The 19,785-nt window shown below is 38.2% G+C and carries 20 protein-coding genes and 1 pseudogene; 8 read left to right on the forward strand and 13 right to left on the reverse strand.

Features of this window, described 5'->3' with window-relative positions:
* Positions 1-111: 111 nt before the first annotated feature.
* Together H6F45_RS02790 and H6F45_RS02795 are read left to right on the forward strand one after the other, a co-directional pair.
* Positions 112-1,611, forward strand: a complete 1,500-nt coding sequence (locus H6F45_RS02790) for an Ig-like domain-containing protein (RefSeq protein ID WP_096565181.1) — start codon at positions 112-114, stop codon at positions 1,609-1,611.
* A gap of 411 nt (positions 1,612-2,022) precedes the next feature.
* Positions 2,023-3,645, forward strand: a complete 1,623-nt coding sequence (locus H6F45_RS02795; protein WP_137667049.1) for a hypothetical protein — start codon at positions 2,023-2,025, stop codon at positions 3,643-3,645.
* Positions 3,646-3,668: 23 nt separating this feature from the next.
* Here the strand turns inward: H6F45_RS02795 and H6F45_RS02800 are convergent, their stop codons facing one another.
* A complete protein-coding gene (locus tag H6F45_RS02800; protein ID WP_190346400.1) occupies positions 3,669-5,729 on the reverse strand; it encodes a flavin-dependent dehydrogenase in 2,061 nt (686 codons plus the stop codon).
* A 623-nt stretch (positions 5,730-6,352) separates the two neighbouring features.
* Between H6F45_RS02800 and H6F45_RS02805 the strand changes: the two genes are divergently transcribed.
* Both H6F45_RS02805 and H6F45_RS02810 read left to right on the forward strand, forming a co-directional pair.
* Entirely contained in the window at positions 6,353-6,556 is a 204-nt protein-coding gene (locus H6F45_RS02805; protein ID WP_096565175.1) for a hypothetical protein, read from the forward strand.
* Positions 6,553-6,825 carry a type II toxin-antitoxin system RelE/ParE family toxin gene (locus H6F45_RS02810; protein ID WP_137667041.1) on the forward strand — a complete coding sequence of 91 codons (273 nt, stop codon included), beginning with the start codon at positions 6,553-6,555 and terminating at the stop codon, positions 6,823-6,825. Before H6F45_RS02805 ends, H6F45_RS02810 begins: the two co-directional genes overlap by 4 nt.
* 91 nt (positions 6,826-6,916) lie before the next feature.
* On the opposite strand, the gene H6F45_RS02815 is transcribed toward H6F45_RS02810, so the two are convergent.
* The 8 genes from H6F45_RS02815 to trxA all read right to left on the reverse strand — a co-directional run bounded on the left by H6F45_RS02815 (position 6,917) and on the right by trxA (position 14,867).
* The gene (locus H6F45_RS02815) at positions 6,917-7,519 is read right to left on the reverse strand and encodes a heme-copper oxidase subunit III (protein WP_137667040.1); all 603 of its coding nucleotides are present in this window, start codon (positions 7,517-7,519) and stop codon (positions 6,917-6,919) included.
* 129 nt (positions 7,520-7,648) lie between these two features.
* A complete protein-coding gene (ctaD, locus tag H6F45_RS02820) occupies positions 7,649-9,322 on the reverse strand; it encodes a cytochrome c oxidase subunit I (protein WP_096565169.1) in 1,674 nt (557 codons plus the stop codon).
* A gap of 157 nt (positions 9,323-9,479) precedes the next feature.
* Positions 9,480-10,406: a cytochrome c oxidase subunit II gene (locus H6F45_RS02825; RefSeq protein ID WP_190346401.1), complete on the reverse strand. Its 927-nt coding sequence runs from the start codon at positions 10,404-10,406 to the stop codon at positions 9,480-9,482.
* Positions 10,407-10,524: 118 nt separating this feature from the next.
* A complete protein-coding gene (locus H6F45_RS02830; RefSeq protein ID WP_137667039.1) occupies positions 10,525-11,133 on the reverse strand; it encodes a DUF2231 domain-containing protein in 609 nt (202 codons plus the stop codon).
* On the reverse strand, positions 11,130-11,630 hold the full coding sequence (locus H6F45_RS02835) for a DUF2231 domain-containing protein (RefSeq protein WP_096565165.1): 501 nt from the start codon (positions 11,628-11,630) through the stop codon (positions 11,130-11,132). Before H6F45_RS02835 ends, H6F45_RS02830 begins: the two co-directional genes overlap by 4 nt.
* A 736-nt stretch (positions 11,631-12,366) precedes the next feature.
* Complete coding sequence (gene holB, locus H6F45_RS02840) at positions 12,367-13,311, reverse strand: DNA polymerase III subunit delta' (protein ID WP_096565163.1); 945 nt, start codon at positions 13,309-13,311, stop codon at positions 12,367-12,369.
* A gap of 156 nt (positions 13,312-13,467) precedes the next feature.
* Entirely contained in the window at positions 13,468-14,106 is a 639-nt protein-coding gene (tmk, locus tag H6F45_RS02845; protein ID WP_190346402.1) for a dTMP kinase, read from the reverse strand.
* A 434-nt stretch (positions 14,107-14,540) separates the two neighbouring features.
* Positions 14,541-14,867 carry a thioredoxin gene (gene trxA, locus H6F45_RS02850; protein ID WP_096565157.1) on the reverse strand — a complete coding sequence of 109 codons (327 nt, stop codon included), beginning with the start codon at positions 14,865-14,867 and terminating at the stop codon, positions 14,541-14,543.
* A gap of 205 nt (positions 14,868-15,072) precedes the next feature.
* Between trxA and H6F45_RS02855 the strand changes: the two genes are divergently transcribed.
* The 4 genes from H6F45_RS02855 to H6F45_RS02870 all read left to right on the forward strand — a co-directional run bounded on the left by H6F45_RS02855 (position 15,073) and on the right by H6F45_RS02870 (position 17,627).
* The gene (locus tag H6F45_RS02855; RefSeq protein ID WP_190346403.1) at positions 15,073-15,678 is read left to right on the forward strand and encodes a VWA domain-containing protein; all 606 of its coding nucleotides are present in this window, start codon (positions 15,073-15,075) and stop codon (positions 15,676-15,678) included.
* Positions 15,679-15,925: 247 nt separating this feature from the next.
* Positions 15,926-16,537: a VWA domain-containing protein gene (locus H6F45_RS02860; RefSeq protein ID WP_096565153.1), complete on the forward strand. Its 612-nt coding sequence runs from the start codon at positions 15,926-15,928 to the stop codon at positions 16,535-16,537.
* A gap of 55 nt (positions 16,538-16,592) precedes the next feature.
* Positions 16,593-17,198, forward strand: coding sequence for a VWA domain-containing protein (locus tag H6F45_RS02865; protein ID WP_137667035.1), 606 nt, complete (start codon positions 16,593-16,595; stop codon positions 17,196-17,198).
* A 27-nt stretch (positions 17,199-17,225) separates the two neighbouring features.
* Complete coding sequence (locus H6F45_RS02870) at positions 17,226-17,627, forward strand: hypothetical protein (RefSeq protein ID WP_096565151.1); 402 nt, start codon at positions 17,226-17,228, stop codon at positions 17,625-17,627.
* A 307-nt stretch (positions 17,628-17,934) separates the two neighbouring features.
* On the opposite strand, the gene H6F45_RS02875 is transcribed toward H6F45_RS02870, so the two are convergent.
* From H6F45_RS02875 to H6F45_RS02890, 4 genes and pseudogenes are all read right to left on the reverse strand, one after another.
* Positions 17,935-18,087: a hypothetical protein gene (locus tag H6F45_RS02875; RefSeq protein ID WP_190346464.1), complete on the reverse strand. Its 153-nt coding sequence runs from the start codon at positions 18,085-18,087 to the stop codon at positions 17,935-17,937.
* 29 nt (positions 18,088-18,116) lie between these two features.
* Positions 18,117-18,239 (reverse strand): annotated as a pseudogene (locus H6F45_RS02880) (transposase); the annotation flags it as partial.
* Positions 18,240-18,249: 10 nt separating this feature from the next.
* Positions 18,250-18,480, reverse strand: a complete 231-nt coding sequence (locus H6F45_RS27245; RefSeq protein ID WP_347237699.1) for a transposase family protein — start codon at positions 18,478-18,480, stop codon at positions 18,250-18,252.
* A 563-nt stretch (positions 18,481-19,043) separates the two neighbouring features.
* A complete protein-coding gene (locus H6F45_RS02890) occupies positions 19,044-19,691 on the reverse strand; it encodes a response regulator transcription factor (protein ID WP_096565149.1) in 648 nt (215 codons plus the stop codon).
* Between the last annotated feature and the right edge of the window lie 94 nt (positions 19,692-19,785).

A 19,785-nucleotide genomic window follows, 5' to 3' on the forward strand; every position in this document is an offset into this window, starting at 1 on the left:
AAAATAATCCAAAATACAAAATCCAAAATCCTTTCATTGCATTCACCTATTACCAATCACCAATCACTAATCACCCATCACCAATTACCAATTACCAATTACCAATTACCAATGACAAAATCCTATAAATCTATCCAAGCACTAGATCGGGTAGCGATCGCCCTCATGCTGTTATTAAGTCTGCTGATTGGATTTGTGATCTGGCAAGGTGATGCAGTTAGACCAGTCGTTCGCAATTTTACTTGGCAGAATCAAAAAATCGGCGCTGAAGACACAGCTTTCACCCTCACCTTTAGTCGTCCAATGGACACCAAAAGCGTCGAGGATAATTTAAAAATTGATCCCCCACTGGCAGGTAAAATCAGTTGGGCAGGACGACGAATGGTTTACACACTCGTCACTCCAGCACCTTACGGGACTAACTATAAAGTTTCTCTAGAAGGAGCTAGAGATAAATTTTCCCAAACACAAGGCAAAAACAGGCTCATGCAAGCCTTTACAGGTAGCTTTTCTACTCGGAATCGAGCCTTAATTTACATAGGAGCTAATCAAGAAGAACAGGGAAAATTGGTACTGTATAACCTCACCCAAGAACAAAAAAAGGTACTGACCCCCAAAGACCTAATTGTTATGGACTTTGAGCCATTTCCCAACGGAGATAAAATACTTTTCTCGGCTCGCTCCTCCAAAAATCCAGAATTGCTCTCAGCCCAAATTTATACAGTCACCACAGGTATTACTAGTGAACCAGGTGAACAACCTGAAGCACCAGGTAAACTTGACCTACTTTTAGATAACAAAGAGTATCAAAACCTCAAATTTGACCTCTCTCCTGATGGACAAACAATAGTAGTCCAAAGGGGAAAAAGAGATAATCCCGGAGACTTTGGACTGTGGCAGTTGTCAGCACCCAGGGACAGTTCAGGAGAAAAACCCACCCCACAACGCTTAGAAAGCCAACCCGGAGGAGACTTCCTGATTACACCAGATAGCAAAGCCGTAGCAGTTGCCCAAGGACAAGGAACAGCAATTTTATCCCTAGAAGGAGATACAACTAAACCCCTAGATTTTCTCCCGCAATTTGGCTTGGTTCAAGCTTTCTCTAAAGATGGTTCCCAGGCAGCAATGATCAAATTTAATACTGATTACACGCGGGATTTATTCTTAGTCACTAACCAAGGTGTACAGAAACAACTATTAAAAACCACAGGTTCAATTCTCGGTTGCAATTTTGATCCTGCCTCACCCACCCTTTACTGTTTGTTAACACAGCTAGTATCACAGGAACAATACATAGAACAACCTTATTTAGTGGCGATTAACCTCAAAACCCAAGAACAAAAACCACTGTTGATGCTACCCCCCGCCCAAAGAAATGTGCAAATGAGTTTAGCACCCGATGGGTTGGCTATTTTGTTTGACCAGATAGTTCCAGTAGGAGATACGGCCACCACCCTACCAGTCAATACCTTAAAAACAGATGATGGAGAACCGATAGCTACGAGCAGTCTGTGGTTAATGCCTCTTTTACCTATCACTGACCAAGGAAACCCCGAAATTAAGCCAGAACAACTGCCCTTAGTTGGTTTTCATCCCCTCTGGCTACCGTAAATTGGTAATTGGTAATTGGTAATTGGTAATTGGTAATTTGAAAAAATAAAATTGATTACCCAGTCACCAGTCACCAGTCACCAGTCACCAGTGCTTAATCAAAATTGTCAAATAAAATACTTTAAACTCTGATAATCTCTACCAAATTACAGTAGCTGAGTGCATAGGGACGGCTTGATAATATTTTTTAGCAACTTGATATAACTTTTAATAAACGTCAAGTAGGTTCACACCCTCTACCCCTGGGAAGCCAAAATAGTACACCATAGCAATCTAGACTTGTCTAGGATTTATATAGCAGTTAAACTTGGCTTCTAGAGGCAATCCTGATTACCTCGGAATCGAACATATTTGATCAGCAATGCTGCTATGAACGTTGCTGAATATTTTTAAGCAGGTGGGTCAAGAGTGATGAATATAGGTGACACCTCAAACAATGGCACTGTGATTGAACCCCGAAATTTTGCAAATTCGCCGAAATCAGAGCAGGCTAGTTGTCCCTTTTACTCAGTTCTGCATGATGAAAATACAGCCGTGACTAATTTACCACTCCTGAACCCAGCAGATGATGTTGACCACGGGCTAAATATACAGCAGTCTGAATCTACAGTTACAGACAATTTACAAGATCATAATACCCAAAAAGATTGGATTGCAGAACCTGACAGTGAAAAACAAGCCCTGGTAGATTCAGAGTTTCAGAAGTTGCTGACGCTGAATGAAGAGTTACAAACAGCTAACGGTGATTTGTATGCTCAAGTAAAGCAGCTAAAACAAGAATTAGCTGAGGCAGAAAAGATTTTGCAGTGGCAAAAAAAACGCTCTAGTGTCACTGACTCAATGTTGAATCAACAAACTCAGGAACTAGCAACGGCTCAAGAGCAAATTCAGTCTCTTTTCCAGCAATTAGAAACGGCTGTCCAAACTGTTCAAAGTCAGGAAATGTTCATTGAAACCCATAAAGCACAGTTACAACTGAGTCAGCAACGAGTAGCCCAACTGGAAAGGGAATGTACACTGCTACAAACTAACTACAGTGAACAATCTCACCAACTATTGCACTCAGAAAATACTTGTCGGGAATTACGTACTCGACTAATACGCCAACAACGTCAAACTTTGCAATTTAAAGCAGCACTGGAAAAATGTCTAGATACCCCTGTCCCCAACTATGACACCAACTATGACACCAACTATGACACCAACTATGACACCCTAGAGGATACTGTCTATCATCCCCATGATCTTACTGGTGGACATAGCAGATTTTCTAGAAAAGCCAGGTCTTTGTTTCCCAATGCACAACCTATTAAACCTTGGTCTGCGGAAACCGATGCTACCCATGATACTTGTAGCACTCTACGTCAACATTTAGATAATTCCTGGCTAGAACCTTCAACTCCATGCGCTGATCAACAAGATCAACAAAATTACTCTACCTCCATTTCTGAACCTGCTGAAAAATCTTCAGATGTGGATGATATAGAAATCCCAATACAGTCAAGTCCCCAATTAGAGGATAGTGAATCTACTGCTGAAGTTGCAGATGTTTCTTCTCCTGGGGGATCAAATTTAGATCGCCAGTTGGAAAGTCTGATCGAAATGTTTTTTGCTTCTCAGTCTGCACCCTCAACTTCACCAACAGTCAATGATACAGAGAGTCATCCAGATGATGGGCTAATTTGGGATACCTTAGCATCAAATCTGGAAAAAAATGAGCCACTGGAAACAATCATAGAACAGTCTTTAGTAACGGAAAGTCATTTTCCAGAGTTTACACTTTCATCCAGCAATGAATCACTAATAAATGCCTCTACTCCCGAAAAAGAGCAAAATATTGCCAATATTCCCGAAAATAATGATTATTGGTCAGAATTGCCAAAAGAGCATTTCAGATCAGAACCTTTAGGTGAATATCACCTTGATCATAAATCACCTTCACCTTTGATTTATCCCCAGCGTCCACCCAAGGGACGGAAATCTTTAGCATCGGTGGAACTACCAAATTTCCGCCCCAAGTCGAAAGGTCAATAATCCAAGGACTAATGACTACTTAATTAATGACTTGTTTGGGTTACTGCTTTTGACTTAACGGTAACTACTTGATCCCGTAATCTTGGTTTACCTGTAGAAATGGCGTAGTTGGTCACTAATAGGTTTAACCACAATCCTGGAAAGCGTGTTTCTAGCCAGCCTTGACTCCACTTCAGGAATTTGGGAAACCATGTACTTAGTAAAGCACTGATGAAGGCATAAACGCCAAAGTTGAGGTAATTACCTAACCACCGAACTAAGTCTCTCAACCCTGCTAGTTCCCAAATCCATATTAATAAGGCGGGATTTTTTGTAGCTGCTTTTAATGCTAAACGGTTAAATGTGAACCAGTCGCAGCGGTCTTTAATGAAATTATCTGCTACTTCTGGGGGTTCGTCTGCTAATAAACCAAAGAAGGTATTGAGCATGGCATTAACCCGTTGAGGTGGGATAAATTTCCCTGTGGGAACCATCATTCCTTTGGAAAATAGCCAGGTGACGGAAACGTTACTTTGGTAAGCACGAATTTTATTGAGGTGACGGAAACTTAATAAGTCGTGTTTGAGGGCGGTGTTTAAGAGTGTGGTTAAACGTTCTAGGTTACGAACGAGAGAACCAAAACCAGTAAATACTAGGGGAGATTGCAGGGAAGCAGCATCACCAATGGCGATTAATCTATCAAAGGCTATGGTGCGATCGCTATCACTAACACTAAAATGCCCTGGAATATAGCCAAATGTGGGTTTTTTCCACACTAGCTTATCCATGTCACAACGGCGATATTCTGGCAAAATAGTGAAAAAGTCCTCATACATCTCTAACAACGAACCAGGATTTTTTCTATTCACTTCATGATAATGAAATAAATAAATTGTCAGTTCTTCCCCCGCAGCAGGAAATAATTCCCAAATCAATTGCCTGCCTCTAGAAATATCTCCGTGACTGTAAAGAACATCACCATACTGATAATCCCAGACACCAGGGGCAAATCCTTTATCAATCACTGCTCCCACGGTGGGACATACACTATCAAAGGCTCTACCCCCGTTTAATTGCCAAGCAATAGGGGAAGCTGTACCCATTGCATCTACTAATAATCTACCATTTACCTGCTGTTCAATTACCGTATTTACACCCTTGACAGTAACAGTAACTTGTGTTTTTCTGATATCTGCCCGGATAAATTCTGTTTGCTCCCAAATATCACCACCAGCGGCTTTAAGTTTTTCACCACATAATTGCAATAATTTATCTGAATCTAAAGCGATATTTAAAACAGTTGGCGTGTGTAGAACTGGTGCTTTTAAGTGAGGCGGATTATTAGCATCAAAGAATTTATTAAAGCCGTCTTTATACTCCCTGGCAATAATGGTTTCTAATTCTGCATTTGTTAATAAACCGAGATTGACCAAAGTTTGAATTTCATCACGAGAAATATTCCATTCTCGGTTCATGCGTCCAAAGGGTAATCTTTCCACCAATAGGACTTTATAGCCTAATTTTGCCATGACTGCGGCATGAATCGCACCCAAAGCGCCACCAATATAAATGAGGTCATAAGTGTTTTCTGCTGTTTGTTGCTGGTTTTCTGCATAAAACACCACCTGACGGGGTTGCTGAGGATTTTTGACACCTTCTCGCCAACGTTGCTCCCACCAGTAAGCACGTTTAAGATCATATTCTCCATGAGGCATTTTCTGAAAATACTTGACAGTTAGGGGATAATAGGGTTCTAGCTCTGCGAAAATCGACTTTTGAGGGTCAATCTTTGGTGGTTCGGGGTATTGATGGGGAAAACGGCTTCTAATACCTGTAGTCAGACGTTGCAATATTGAACCTTCGTTAGTGAAGGGTTTGTCTCCCCAACGAAACACTTTGAGGTAAGTGGTGCGTTGTACAGACCACACAAATATAGAAATTTCGGTTGCTAAAGGTCCTTTGACAGATGCAACCGGGTTTCGCAGACGCAGACCATCTGGGGTCAATAATTTTTCTCCATTTCCCGGCACAAAGTCGGTTTGTAGCCAGTCACGGACAGCACCACTATCGGTAGTAGGAACTTCCAAGTAAAGAATTTCTTTCATTTTCTGCTGATATCTCCTGTCTATCTACTCACTCAGAAAGATTTGACTCAGGCAATAAGTACATTAAGTACGTTAAACTCCGCCCTATCAATTGTTTGAATATTTAATGAAGAAATTTTAATAGTTTGTTAAATTTATGATTCATTTTGGAACTTATGTAAAACTTATCTAAATTTATAATAAAAAAGGCTGAAAACCCTTGAGGTTAAATTTTGATGCTATGAGGAAAAACTTAAACGTCCTGGATAGCAGGGACTCAGACAACAACCAGTTGATGAAGAACTGGTAGCTGCGGTTATTGCCGGAGTAGTCAAGCTTGGACGCGATAAAGGTCAATCTTTGTAAAATTTAACTGCGGAGGTTTTAGAAGACGATCCGCTGTTAAATGGACAACAACGACGCTAGTTGAGTATGTTAGTTGATCAAGCGTGGTTAATTTTGTATTAATCTGTTTAAAGAAAGAGGCAGGGGAGAAAATAAAATTGCTCACAAAAAGATATTTAAACTTAGTCTTTTAAAAAGGTTATACTCATACTTTTTAAGAACAAAAGTAAGAGGACATTAAGCATAGCCTGATATAAATATGCTAAATTAAATGTAGATAGTAATCCTATATCACTAAAATGCAAGCTGATAAATATCCATTTGCCCAAGAATTGATTACTGATATTCAAGGTAATATCAGAAAAGTAGTCATGGATTTTCAGGAATATCTACGGTTGCTAGAAGCACTCGAAGATGAAGGACTGATTCTAGCTATGAAAGAAGTAGAAAATGAGACACCATTAAATTTAGATGAAGCTTTAGCGGAATTGGAACAAGAGTGAATATCCAGTATCTACCCAGTTTTATTAAAGATTTAAAAGCACTAAAAAGTACACCTTACTATGAGTCTATCAAGAAGTTTGCTTTTGAAGAAATAATCGAAATATCGAGTTTTGAAGAAATCACAAATATTAAAAGACTTCAGGGATATGATAATGCTTATCGGATTCGTATAGGTGATTATCGTCTGGGTGTTATTTTTGATGGTGAAATATTAATTTTTGAAAGAGTTTTACATCGGAAAGATATTTATCGCTATTTTCCCAAATAGATGATTTCGGAATCATGATACAAATATATGGGTAGGGGTTTAGTATTGCTAAACCCCTACAAAATTTATTGCTTTATGCGTCTTAAAATCCCTACTGCCAAACGTAAATAAGGATAAACAAAATAATCCAGATAACATCAACAAAGTGCCAAAACAACGAAGTTGAATTAACACCAAAGTGACCATTATCGTAGTTACCGGGAATAAAAGAACGAATCAAAATCATAGACTGTAACAAAATCCCGGTGAAAACGTGCAAACCGTGAAACCCAGTTAATAGGTAAAACATCCCGCCATAAGTACCGGAAGTAAAGCCAAATTCTAATTGACTCCATTCCACATATTGACCATATAAAAAGTAGCTACCCATTGCCATTGTAGCTAACAAATAGATGCGAAATCCTGCTAGGTTATGTTGTTGTAAACATCTCTCAGCCAAGTAAATTACAAAGCTGCTAGAAACTAGGATAATAGTGTTAATTGTTGGGGCGACTATTTCTAATCCTTCAACACCAGCAGGAAGCCAATTAGGGTTTGTAGTTTTGTAGATGATATAACCAGCAAAGAAACTTAAAAAGATGACACTTTCTGATAGAAGAAAGACAATAAAACCAAACATTTTACTGCCTTCTTCGTCGTGTCCATGTTCATGGGCTGCATGATGTATTTGTGGCGTTTTGATTGAACTATCCATTGGTAATGTTCTCCTTTTGTTTTGGCAATACTGTTCAGTTAAGTTTGATTTTTTTATCTCACGCAGAGGCGCAGAGAACGCAGAGGTAAGAGAAAAAATTGTTTAATACTTAACTGAACTGTATTGTTTTTATTCGGCTGTTTTTATGGTTTGGGGTTCTAGGTTGGCTGTTAATGGTTCTGATTTTCCGTAACCGTAGGGTTCACTAATAATGATGGGAATTTCTTCAAAGTTCTCTACAGATGGAGGTGAAGAAATGAGCCATTCTAAACCAATTGCCCGCCAAGGGTTATCAGGTGCTTTTTCACCTTGTAACCAAGAAACTAAGATGTTGAAAATGAAGGGTAAGGTGGACATTCCTAATAGGAACGCGCCTAAACTAGCGAGAACATTCCAAAATGTATATTCTGGTGCGTAGGAAGCAACTCGGCGTAACATCCCTTGCAAACCTAATGGGTGCATGGGTAAAAAGTTTAAGTTTGTACCGATAAATGCTAACCAAAAATGTATTTTTCCCCAACCTTCGTTATACATTCTGCCGGTCATTTTGGGAAACCAATGATAGAGGGCTGCATACATTCCCATTGTTACTGTTCCGTACAGAACATAATGGAAATGTCCAACTACAAAATAGGTGTTATTAACGTGAACGTCTACTGGTACAGAGGAAAGCATAATTCCTGTAATTCCAGCAAAAACGAACATAATTAAACCACCTAATGCAAATAACATTGGTGTATTTAATTTGATTTTTCCACCCCAAATTGTCGCCACCCAAGCAAATACTTTAATTCCTGTGGGAACAGATACAAACATGGTCGTAACCATGAATAGTAACCGCATCCAACCAGGTGTTCCACTCACATACATATGGTGTACCCACACAATGGCACTGACCACAGCAATTAACATCGAAGAAATGGCAACTACTTTATAACCAAATAATGGTTTACGGGAATAAACAGGGAAAATTTCTGAGAAAATTCCGAAGATTGGCAGAATAATTACATAAACCGCAGGGTGGGAATAAAACCAGAAATAATGTTGAAACATTACCGGGTTTCCACCTTTGCTGGGGTCAAAAAATGCTGTTCCCATTGTTAAGTCAAACAGCAACATTACCGCACCAGCAGTTAAAGCAGGAAGTCCAAATAATTGAATAATTTGGGCGCTAAATACTGCCCAGACAAACAAGGGCATTTTAAAAAAGCCCATTCCTGGCGCACGCATTTTCACAATGGTGGTGACAAAATTCACCGCACCCATAATAGAAGAAACACCGGAAACAGCTACCGCTAATAACCAGAGAACTTGACCATTTATTAAATGTCCTGTGGGGTTTTGTAAACTCACGGGAGGATAAGCCCACCAACCAGCTTGGGCTGGTCCACCAGGGACAAAAAAGCTGGACATGAGTAAAATTCCCACTACTGGGACCATCCAAAAAGCGGCAGCATTGAGGCGAGGAAATGCCATATCTCGCGCCCCGATCATGATAGGTACGAGATAGTTTGCTAAACCAACAAGAGAGGGAAATGTCCACAGAAACAGCATTACTGTTCCGTGCATTGTGAACATTCCGTTATAAACTGTACGATCAATTAAATCAGATTCAGGGGTGACAAGTTCGCCCCGTAAAATCATCGCAAAAATGCCACCGACAAGGAAGAAAATAAAAGAAGTAACAAGGTATTGAATACCGATTACTTTGTGGTCTGTGCTGAAAGTGAAATAGGTTTTCCAGTGAGTTGGCGTTGAGTGATGATGTGATTCACCACCAAGATTAAGTGATATGTTTGTCATGGGATTTTGGATTTTAGATTTTAGATTTTAGATTTTGGATTTTGGATTTCATCATAATCCTGTTAATCCTTAAATCCTGGACATCCTGATTCAGACAAAAAGAAGGTTTCGCGCAAAGTGAAGAAAGAAGCAAAGGCGCAAAGGAAGAAAGAATTAATTAACCTGCAAAATTAACTACTGGAGGTGCAGCAGGTTTAACAGTTTCCCAACCGTTTTGTACATTTTGATTGTGATTTTGGGCGTATTCGGTAGCGGCTTGGTTTGGTGCAACTGTGGGATTATGACTGGCGGCTTTTTTCAACCAATCGTGATATTCTTCTGGGTTTTCTACTATCACGTTTGCTTGCATGGTTGCAAAGTATGTACCGCTATATTGGGAGTCGGTGAGGCTATATTTACCGGGGCGAATGGGGGTAAATTCAAAGTCGATGGTTTTACCGGGAACGATGTCTTGTTTAACGCGAAATGCGGGAATATACAAACCGTGGAGTACGTCTTCTGATTGTAGGGCTAAACGTACACGGCGATCGCTTGGTAAATGTAATTCTGTACTTGTAATTCCCTGTTCAGGATAACTGAACACCCACGCCCATTGTTTAGCAATTACGTCAATTTTTTCTAAGGGTTCGCTAACAATTTCTCCTGGTGTTTCTTGCACTTCTGCATGGGCAATTTGCACAGGTAAGGGGTTATGTAAATGTAATAATTGGGAAGGTCCTTGAATCCCCATGTTTTCATACACTTCATAACTGTAACTTGCTATCCACAATACCAACATGATGGGAATAGCAGTCCAGACAACTTCTAAAGTGATATTTCCTTCAATATGTGGACCATCACTAAAGTCATAACTTTTGGCACGATGAAAAAGAACAGAATACAAAATAGCGGCAGTGACACCTAAGAAAATAAAAGCCCCAATTGTCACTAAAAAGCTAAACAAATCATCAATCAAATGTGATTCAGCCGCAGCTTGGGGGGGAAGCCAAGAATAGGCTTGTTTACCGATGAAAATACTGGCAATTGTGATGACAAAACCCCCCGCCATCACTAGGAAAAGATTTAAAATCAACCGAGTGTTCATGGTCATTTGTTGGTAATTGGTAATTGGTAATTGGTGATTGGTAATTGGTAATTAGTAATTGGTAATTGGTAATTAATTGGCATCTGAAAATTACGAATTACAAATTACAAATTACGAATTAATTACCTAGTACCTGATTAATGTCTTGTCCCATTCTTAACAAGTTATCCGCAGTATTATGTACACCAAATTCGGCTGCTAACTGCGCTCCTAATGTGCCGTGAAGATACATTAAGGCCATGATGAAAACTCCGGCAAAAATATAACTCCAACGCACTTGCATATCGGAGTCTTTGCAAGTAATGTAACGTTGCCATCCCCGCCAAAATGTCATTCCTACCATTAAAGCTAAGAGAAAAACACCGCCCACACCATGCCACATCATCGTGGACATTGCTTGCAAACCCCAGGAACTTTTTAAGTGTACTGGGGGAGTTGCTAACAACATTTCATAAAAACCAGCAGCAACTGTGAAAAATGTGATCACAGAAGCCGCTACCATGTTGTACCAACCAACTTCAAATAATTGGGCGCGTTCTACAGCTAAACCCAATGATTTAAATAACCATTGTTCTATGGGGAAAAGTACAGCAACTAAATCAAAAATTACCCCAATAATGAACAATCCTAATGTGAGGTGAACTAGGTTAGGATGAATAGGAATTGTGTAAGGTAGTCCGTTTGCTCCCATTTGGGCGCTGACTTGATCAATTAATTCTGAATTCATGGTAATATTCCATCCTTTACGGCTTCCACAACGGGTACTGTATGTATTCCATAAACCCACACTAATTCATCACCAAGATATACTTGAAAACCAACAAGTATGGTTAAAAGTAAACAAACTGCTAAATAATGAATTGGCAATCTTTGGGGATCACGACTGCGAAGTACATAACGCCAAGCTGTGATGGCTGCTAAAATTCCTGATAGTGACCAACCGATTAAGGTATGGTAATTTAATACTGATTTGACGATGTTGTAAGGTTTGGCTAAACCTGCTTCATACTGTCCAAAAATAATGGCTATAAATATGGATACGGTAGCTACAAATAAATTCCACCAACCCACTTCATAAAACCGAGTTTTGCCAGTTAAAAAGCCAATTAAATCACAGAAAACTGCAAATAAGATCATGGCAATTACAAAGTGAACCACGATGGGATGCAGTGGATCTGGATATGGTAAATTGTGGTCGTTCAACGACGTTAAATACTCAATCATCAACTTCTCCTAGATTTATAGAATACTCCTTGGACAAACTTCAATAATTCATCAAAGTTACTACTATTAATCACGACTACTCATATTTTTTAGAATATTTCTGTGATATTATTCTGTTAATATGGTGTCATTTTTGTATTGATTAACAGCTAATTTGTCAGCAATTTTTAGCAAAGGATGTGAAGTCAATTCATATACTCATAAAAACAGTCTGTAACAGCAATTTTTGATGTAGCTAAATTCAATTGCTGTTAAGTTGCTGTTCAGGCTTTGATTTACTAGAACACCGATTCATTAATCGTAAGGGCGAAGCATTCGGACGGAATATGAACTGGTTTCAGCGATAGGTTATCACCCGAATGCTTCGCCCCTACAAGTTCGATACTCTAGACCTATTGGTTTAGGTTACGTAAATTTTTATTAATTGTCAAAAAAAACTAAAAGTTAAACTTTTAGAATGAGTAGAGAGCAAAGGTAGAGAGCAAGAAGGGGAATATGATAATCTGAATATCCTTGCTTTCTGTAGATATTATGAAATACAAAGAAAAGATTTTGATGTCTAGTAGTGTACATTTAATAATTATTACTTTGTTTTTTTAATAACAGAATTTTATGTAATTTATGGTATGTCAACAAACTGTCTGTATGGTTAATTGGCTGTAATTAAGAATTATTCTAAATTAGATATTACTCATTACCCATTACCCATTACCCATTACCCATTACCCATTACCCATTACCGAATTTGCAATATTGCTAAAAATGTACATTCCCAAACTAACCGGGGTTGAGCATAAGATAATAAATTCTTGCGAGTTTTTTCTAATTGTTCAATAATGCCAGGTTTATGTATTTGTTGCCAGTAAAATTGTTGCAGATAATCTATTAACCATAATTGTGCTTCTGTGTCTAATTCTTTATCAATTTTCTTCGCTAGTTCTAACGCATGACGATAAGATTTAGGTGTTTTTTTTACTTCTTGGAGTAATTCACTATTAATTGTTTGTAGTTGTTGGTAAGCTAAAATTGCACTTCCTGGACTACCAGCAGCTATACTTAAAATTTCTGGATGTTGTAAAATCCCCCCATTTCCTGTTTGTGTTAAAACTTGAGCAACAGCAGCAGTATCTAATCTATAAAAAGGGATTTTTTGACAGCGAGAAACCAAAGTTGGTAAAATTGCATCAGGAGAAGGAGCGATTAAAATTAAAGTCGCTTGTCCTGGTTCTTCCAAAGTTTTCAGTAAAGCATTAGCAGCAGATTCAGCCATTGTTTCTGCTTGTTCTAAAACTACCACATTTCTGGGCGCTTCCAAAGGTGGACGGGATAAAAATTGGGTAATTTCTCTAATTTGTTCTAAACGAATAACTGGAGGTGCTTTGCGTTTTACTCCTTTTTCTGCTGCTTCTGCTGCTGTTAACCTTTGTCCTTGATATTGATAAGTTGGTTCTACCCAAAATAAAGCGGGGTGGTTTCCTTGACGAATACGATTTTTTAAAATAGATAATTGTTCAGGTTTTACAGAACTAGAAAATAATAATTCAATAAAACATTTAGCGGCTAAACTTCTACCCACACCATCAGCACCAACAAATAAATAAGCTGGTGCGACTCTGTTTTGTTTAACAGAAGATGTTAATAAATCTATTGCTTGTTGTTGTCCAATTAGTTCTTCAAACATTATTTATAAGGGGTCATGAGTCAGGATAACAGAGAAATAAAAAATCATTAATTAATAATAATCAAAAGCAATGATCATAAAACCCAGAAAAAATCTAATTCCTCTGCGTCTTCTGTGTCTCTGAGGTTCGATACAAAAAATCTTCACTAATTATTTTCAGGGAGTTTCGGATATCACAGAATTACGAATTAAAATTTCCTTGATATTTTCATGCACCAATTCTTGATTTAAACTACCATCAACTCGAAAAATTCGAGAAGGATAATTAGCAGCTAATTCAGTATATCCTTGCTGTACACGACGATGAAAATCTATTGTTTCCTGTTCAATTCTATCTAATTTACTTTGACCACGTTTACGAGAAAGTCCTAATTCCACATCCACATCTAACCAGATAGTTACATCACTTTGTAAACCACCTGTAGCAATATAATTTAATTGATTAATTAAACTCATACTTAAACCCCTACCATAACCTTGGTAGGCAATAGTAGAGTCAGTATAGCGATCGCATAAAATATATTTTCCTGCTGCTAAATTTGGCTTAATTTCCTGCTCGATGTGTTGCGCCCGATCAGCAGCGTATAATAATAATTCCGTAACCTCACCCACAGGTTTATCCTCTGATTTTTCCAGCAATAGCTGTCGTAAATGTTTCCCTAACTTTGTTCCCCCTGGTTCACGAGTCAGAATAACTAATACACTTAGAGTTTCTAGCCACTGACTACACAGTTGCATCTGAGTAGTTTTACCAGAACCTTCCACACCTTCAAATACAATTAATTTACCGCTCATATTTTGAAAATTTCCTATTACCGATTTTTTTTAACCTTATTATCGCTCGCTATGCCGCAATTAGATATTTAATCTCGTGGTTATCAGTTGTACCACTCAATTGTGTAATTATTACAGATATGATTAAATCGAATCTGGAGGTATTGGGTATTGTCTGTCCAGAAACAATGATCAAACATGACTTTACTTTCAAAAAGATCCCCAATTTCTTAAAGAAGTCGGGGATCTGGGTATGCAAGATTCCTATAGCTGAATACTTACGCATAACCTATATTTACCAAGACAGCGATCGCAATCTTGGCATCATCTTTAGTCCTAATCACATCTTTTACCTGTTCCTGACTTCTTGATAGCGACTTGTACTGAGCGCAGTCGAAGTAAGCGTGGCGTTAGCCATTCTCCTGACTTTTGCTATAACTGATCAAAGGTAATGACTATACGGTAATATACTGTGCTAGAGTTTTAGTTAAAGTAGTTTTGGGAACCGCACCGACCACTGTATCAACTTGCCTACCCCCCTTAAATACCATGATAGTGGGGATGCTACGAATACCATAATGACTAGCAACTGTGGGATTTTGATCTGTGTTCACTTTCACCACTTTCACCTGTCCTTCATATTCAGCGGCTACTTCTTCAACAACAGGAGACAACATTCTACAAGGTCCACACCAAGGGGCCCAAAAATCCACTAAAACCGGAGTCTCACTATCCAACACTTCCTGTTTGAATGTTGCTTCTGTGACATTGGTAATAGTCATAGTTGTTCTCCTGATCTGAGTGAATTAACTTGAAAGCTCGACATTTACCTATGCTGCAATATTGACTTATTTAGGGATTTTACCGCAGAAAACGGTTGTTTATAGATGAGAATAGTTTAAATGATTATTACAATACCTCTACATCTAGATATCATCGTCTGACCTAAGAGTTAAAATAGAAACCGAAAAATCATTAGAGGTATTTATGATGAGCGATCGCGACTATACCCTAATCATTGATAAAAGTGGCAGTATGTCAACTCCTGACCAAGTTGGTGGTAGAAGTAGATGGGAGATTGCCCAAGAGTCTACCCTCGCTTTAGCTAGAAAAGCAGAACAATTTGATCCCGATGGGATTACAGTTTATGTCTTTTCTGGGCGATTTAAACGTTATGAAAATGTCACTTCCGCCAAAGTTGCTCAAATATTTCAAGAAAATGACCCTGCGGGTACAACCAACTTAGCAGGTGTATTACAAGATGCCCTCAATAATTATTTTCAGCGTAAAGCTTCAGGGCAAACTAAACCCAATGGAGAAACAATTTTAGTGGTAACTGATGGTGAACCTGATGATCGCAAAGGCGTATTTGAAGTCATCATTAGCGCCACTAGGCAAATGGAGCGAGATGAAGAATTAGGAATTTCCATGATTCAAGTCGGCTCAGATGCTCAAGCGACAAAATTTCTCAAAGCACTAGATGATCAGTTGCAAGGTGTAGGCGCTAAATTTGATATTTGTGACACCGTGACTTTAGATGACTTAGAAGAAATGAGTTTGGCAGATGTGTTGATGAATGCCATCACTGACTAATTAGGGTTTAGTGAAAAAGTCTTGTCGTGAAGCTAGGGAATAGGGAATAGGGAATAGGGAGAAAAATTTTAGATTTTAGATTTTAGATTTTAGATTGGAGTTGACAAAAACAATCCAAAATCCAAAATCCAAAATCCAAAATAAAAAAACTCCAGCATAGCTGCCTCCTACCTCCCGACTCCTGACTCAAAACCATCAACTCAACTTTAAGAGCTACTTTAATAGCTGGATCACTGGAGAATTATCAATGTTAGAAAATCGTGATTACACACTGCTGATAGACAATAGTGCCAGTATGGGAAAGCCATTGGGATTAGGGTACACCAACAAAACCAAATGGTTAGCTTTACAAGAATCAACTTTTGCTCTTGCTCGCAAGTGTGAAGAATTTGATTCAGATGGTATCACCATTTATTTATTTGCCCGCAAATTTCAACGCTTTGATAATGTTACCGCTGAGAAAGTAGCCCAAATTTTTGCAGAAAATCAACCTGCGGATACAACTAATTTAGTAGGTGTACTTCAAGATGCCCTTAATAACTACTTTCAACGTAAAGCAACTGGTAAAACTAAGCCTAATGGGGAAACAATCTTAGTGATAACTGATGGGATACCAGGCAATAGACAAGCAATATTTGAAATCATCATCAAAGCTACTTACCAAATGGAACAAGAGAAAGAATTAGGAATTTCCATGATTCAAGTAGGTGAAAATTCTCAAGCTACAAAATTTCTCAAAGCTATAGATGATGAATTAACAACTGTTGGGGCTAAATTTGATATTTGCGATACTATCACCTTGGAAGATTTAGGAGAAATGAGCCTCACGGATGTTTTAATCAATGCCATAGGTGACTAAATATTTAGTGTCTTAGGCTGGCTGAATTGACTAATGATAAATGGAGAATGGAAAAATGTTAGACAATCGTGATTACACTTTAATTATAGACAAAAGCGGTAGCATGGCCACCCCAGATCAAAAAGGTGGACGAACCAGATGGGTAGCAGCACAAGAATCTACTTTTGCATTAGCTAGTAAATGCGAACAATTTGACCCTGATGGCATAACTGTTTATTTATTTTCCGGTAGATTCAAACGTTATGATAATGTTACCTCTAGTAAAGTAGCACAAATTTTTCGGGAAAATGATCCAGCCGGGACAACTGATTTAGCAGGTGTATTGAAACACGCTACTGATGATTATTTTCAGCGTAAATCTAGCGGGCAAACGAAAGAAAATGGCGAGACAATTTTAGTTGTAACTGATGGTGAACCTGATGATCGTAAGGCGGTAATGAAAGTTATTATCGAAGCATCGCGCCGACTTGATCGAGATGAAGAATTAGCAATTTCCTTTATTCAAGTTGGTACTGATGCCCAGGCTACTCGCTTTTTGAAAGTTTTAGATGATGAACTGCAAAGTGCTGGGGCAAAATTTGATATTTGTGATACAGTAACAATGGAAGATATGGAAGATATGAGTTTATCAGAAGTGCTACTTAATGCCATCACTGACTAGCTAAACTCATAATGAGGAGTGTTTACAATGGACTCCATTGATCAGTTATTAGCGGAAATTCAGGCTGAATACAAAGGGGAAAAACCTCAACCACAGCAGCCACAAAAGCCAACAGTAACTACAGCCAAACCCTTGATGAATTCTGCTTCTAAGTCCGATGCTTTAATAGATAACTTATTAGCAGATGTCAAAGCTGATTTTGCTGAACAAGATGCGGCTGAAGAATTGAGAAAACAGCAAGAATTAGAACAGGAAAAAATTCGTCAAGTACAACTTAAAGCTCAACAACTTGAGAATTTGCAGAAGCAAGCTCAAGCATGGTTATCTAAATTAGATCCCTTCTCATCTGAAGGACTTTGGTTTGAAAGGTTTGCGGAAGCATACCCATCAAAATTAGATGCTGCCATTGAATATTTACAAAACAATTAGTAGCAATATCCAGATACTCGACTTTTCACAGAAGTTGAGTATTTTATTTACAGCAGCTTTCATTGGTCAGCGGTCAGCGGTCAGCAGTAAAACCCTTTTGGTGCAAGGCTTTTTGATCAAAATTTTTACCTGATTGATCTGCAATAGACCTGTCCGAAAATTAAAAAGGCAGTCTGTGTATGGCTTTGAGGATGTTCTCATTTCAGCCAGACTTGACGTAATCATGAGGGCTAGAGATAGTTACTGTTAGTATAGCCCGGAAAAAATGCCGATGGTTATTTCATGATCTGCATACTTTTAACACATATCATAAATTTGATAAAACTAGAGAATCAATTCGTAACCTCACCAATCCACAAATCGTCAATATTACTTTTTCATAAGTATCTTTATGAAGACGAAATCTTGATGATGCTATGCGAAATATTTTAATAATTCTGATGATATGCTCTACAAAAATTCGGGTTCATCAGTACATAGTATGCTAAACTAATATTTAAACTTCCAAGTAAGCAAACATCTTAATCGGAAATTATCAAAATTTCTAAATCCATAAGCAGAACGTTTAATCAACTTGAGTTTGTTGTTAATACCCTCAACAACACCGCTAGTTGTACGATTATCAAAATAGGCAATAATTTCTTTCACATTTAAATTGTCGTTTATTAATTTCTAAATATACTGGCTTTTCTCCCCAGGGTAAGTCTTTTACTATATATCTATGATTCTGATGTAATCTCTGACTTTTTGTTCCACAACGAGGACATATACTTTCTTTTTTAATCGCTTCAACTTGTAAAATTATTCCTATCCCTTCGTGTTGACGATGTGAAATTACTTTGATATCCTCTATATTTAGAAGCTATGTTAAGATTTTAATTCCCGGTTTTCTATTCATAACTGTAAATTTACCCAACTTTCAACATTCTCACTTACATTCAACTACAACTTAGTCCCATAAGTCAACTGTATCAATAATTTTGCTGTTCTTCTTCATCTGGTTTAGAATTTTTATTCTAATATTTTAGCATACTATGTACTGAAGAACCGTTTTTGTTAACTTCAATCTAAAATCTAAAATCTAAAATCTAAAATCTAAAATCTAAAATCTAAAATCTAAAATTTTCTTCCCCAGTCACCAGTCACCAGTCCCCAGTCACCAGTCACCAGTCACCAGTCCCTATAATTAGCCTGTATAAATAATTTTAGGTGATATCTGGGTTGGAAGATAGCAATTGAGGAAAGTATCATAAAACATGAATTATGAAGTTGGAATTGAAAAATCTGTATGCTTCACAATTCATGTCATGTTTTTTACTGGCTATCAAACTAAAGTCAAGATCAAATAAAGGATTTGAGCTTTGAGTTATGATTTTTTAACTCAAAACTCAAACCTTCACCAAATCAGTGGAACATTTAAGCCATTTGATTTTCAATCGCCCACCGTGCTAGTTCAGTACGGTTGTGGAGATTGGTTTTGCCCAACATATTGGAAACATGGCTTTCAACTGTACGCTGACTAACATTTAGTTCTTCAGCGATTTCCCGGTTAGCTAAACCCCTAGCCACAAACTGAACCACTTTCAGTTCTGTGGGAGTTAACTGGACATCAAAGGGAACCTGGATACGAGAACCGTTTTCCCCTCCCTTAGTTTGATGTTCTTTCCAACGGATAGTTTGCTTGAGTGAAGATTCTACTTGTGCTACGAGTTCTTCTGCTTCAAAGGGCTTGACCATATATACGTCAGCACCTTTATTCAGACCTTTAACTCGGTCTGCACTTTGCCCCTTAGCGGACAGGAAGAGAACAGGTATCCAGCTAGTGCGTTCAGTTTGCCGGACTTGTTCCACAAAAGTGTACCCGTCCATTTCTGGCATCATCACGTCACAGATGATCATGTCTGGAACATCATGGTCTAATATTTCCAGAGCTTGCCGTCCATTTTCAACCGTGATGACTTCGTAGCCCCGGAATTCTAAGTAATCCTTCACCAGCAAGATGAGGTTAGGGTCATCATCAATTAATAGAAGTCGTTTGTGATCTTTCATGCTGGACTCTTTCATAGCAGTGGCACTTGTCGCGCTTCAATCCATCAAGGTCTTGAATAGTTATCCTCTTTGGTGGATTATGTGAGATGTTGTGCAAAACAAACCTGAC

The organism is Sphaerospermopsis sp. FACHB-1194, from assembly GCF_014696235.1.
GTDB lineage: Bacteria > Cyanobacteriota > Cyanobacteriia > Cyanobacteriales > Nostocaceae > Sphaerospermopsis > Sphaerospermopsis kisseleviana.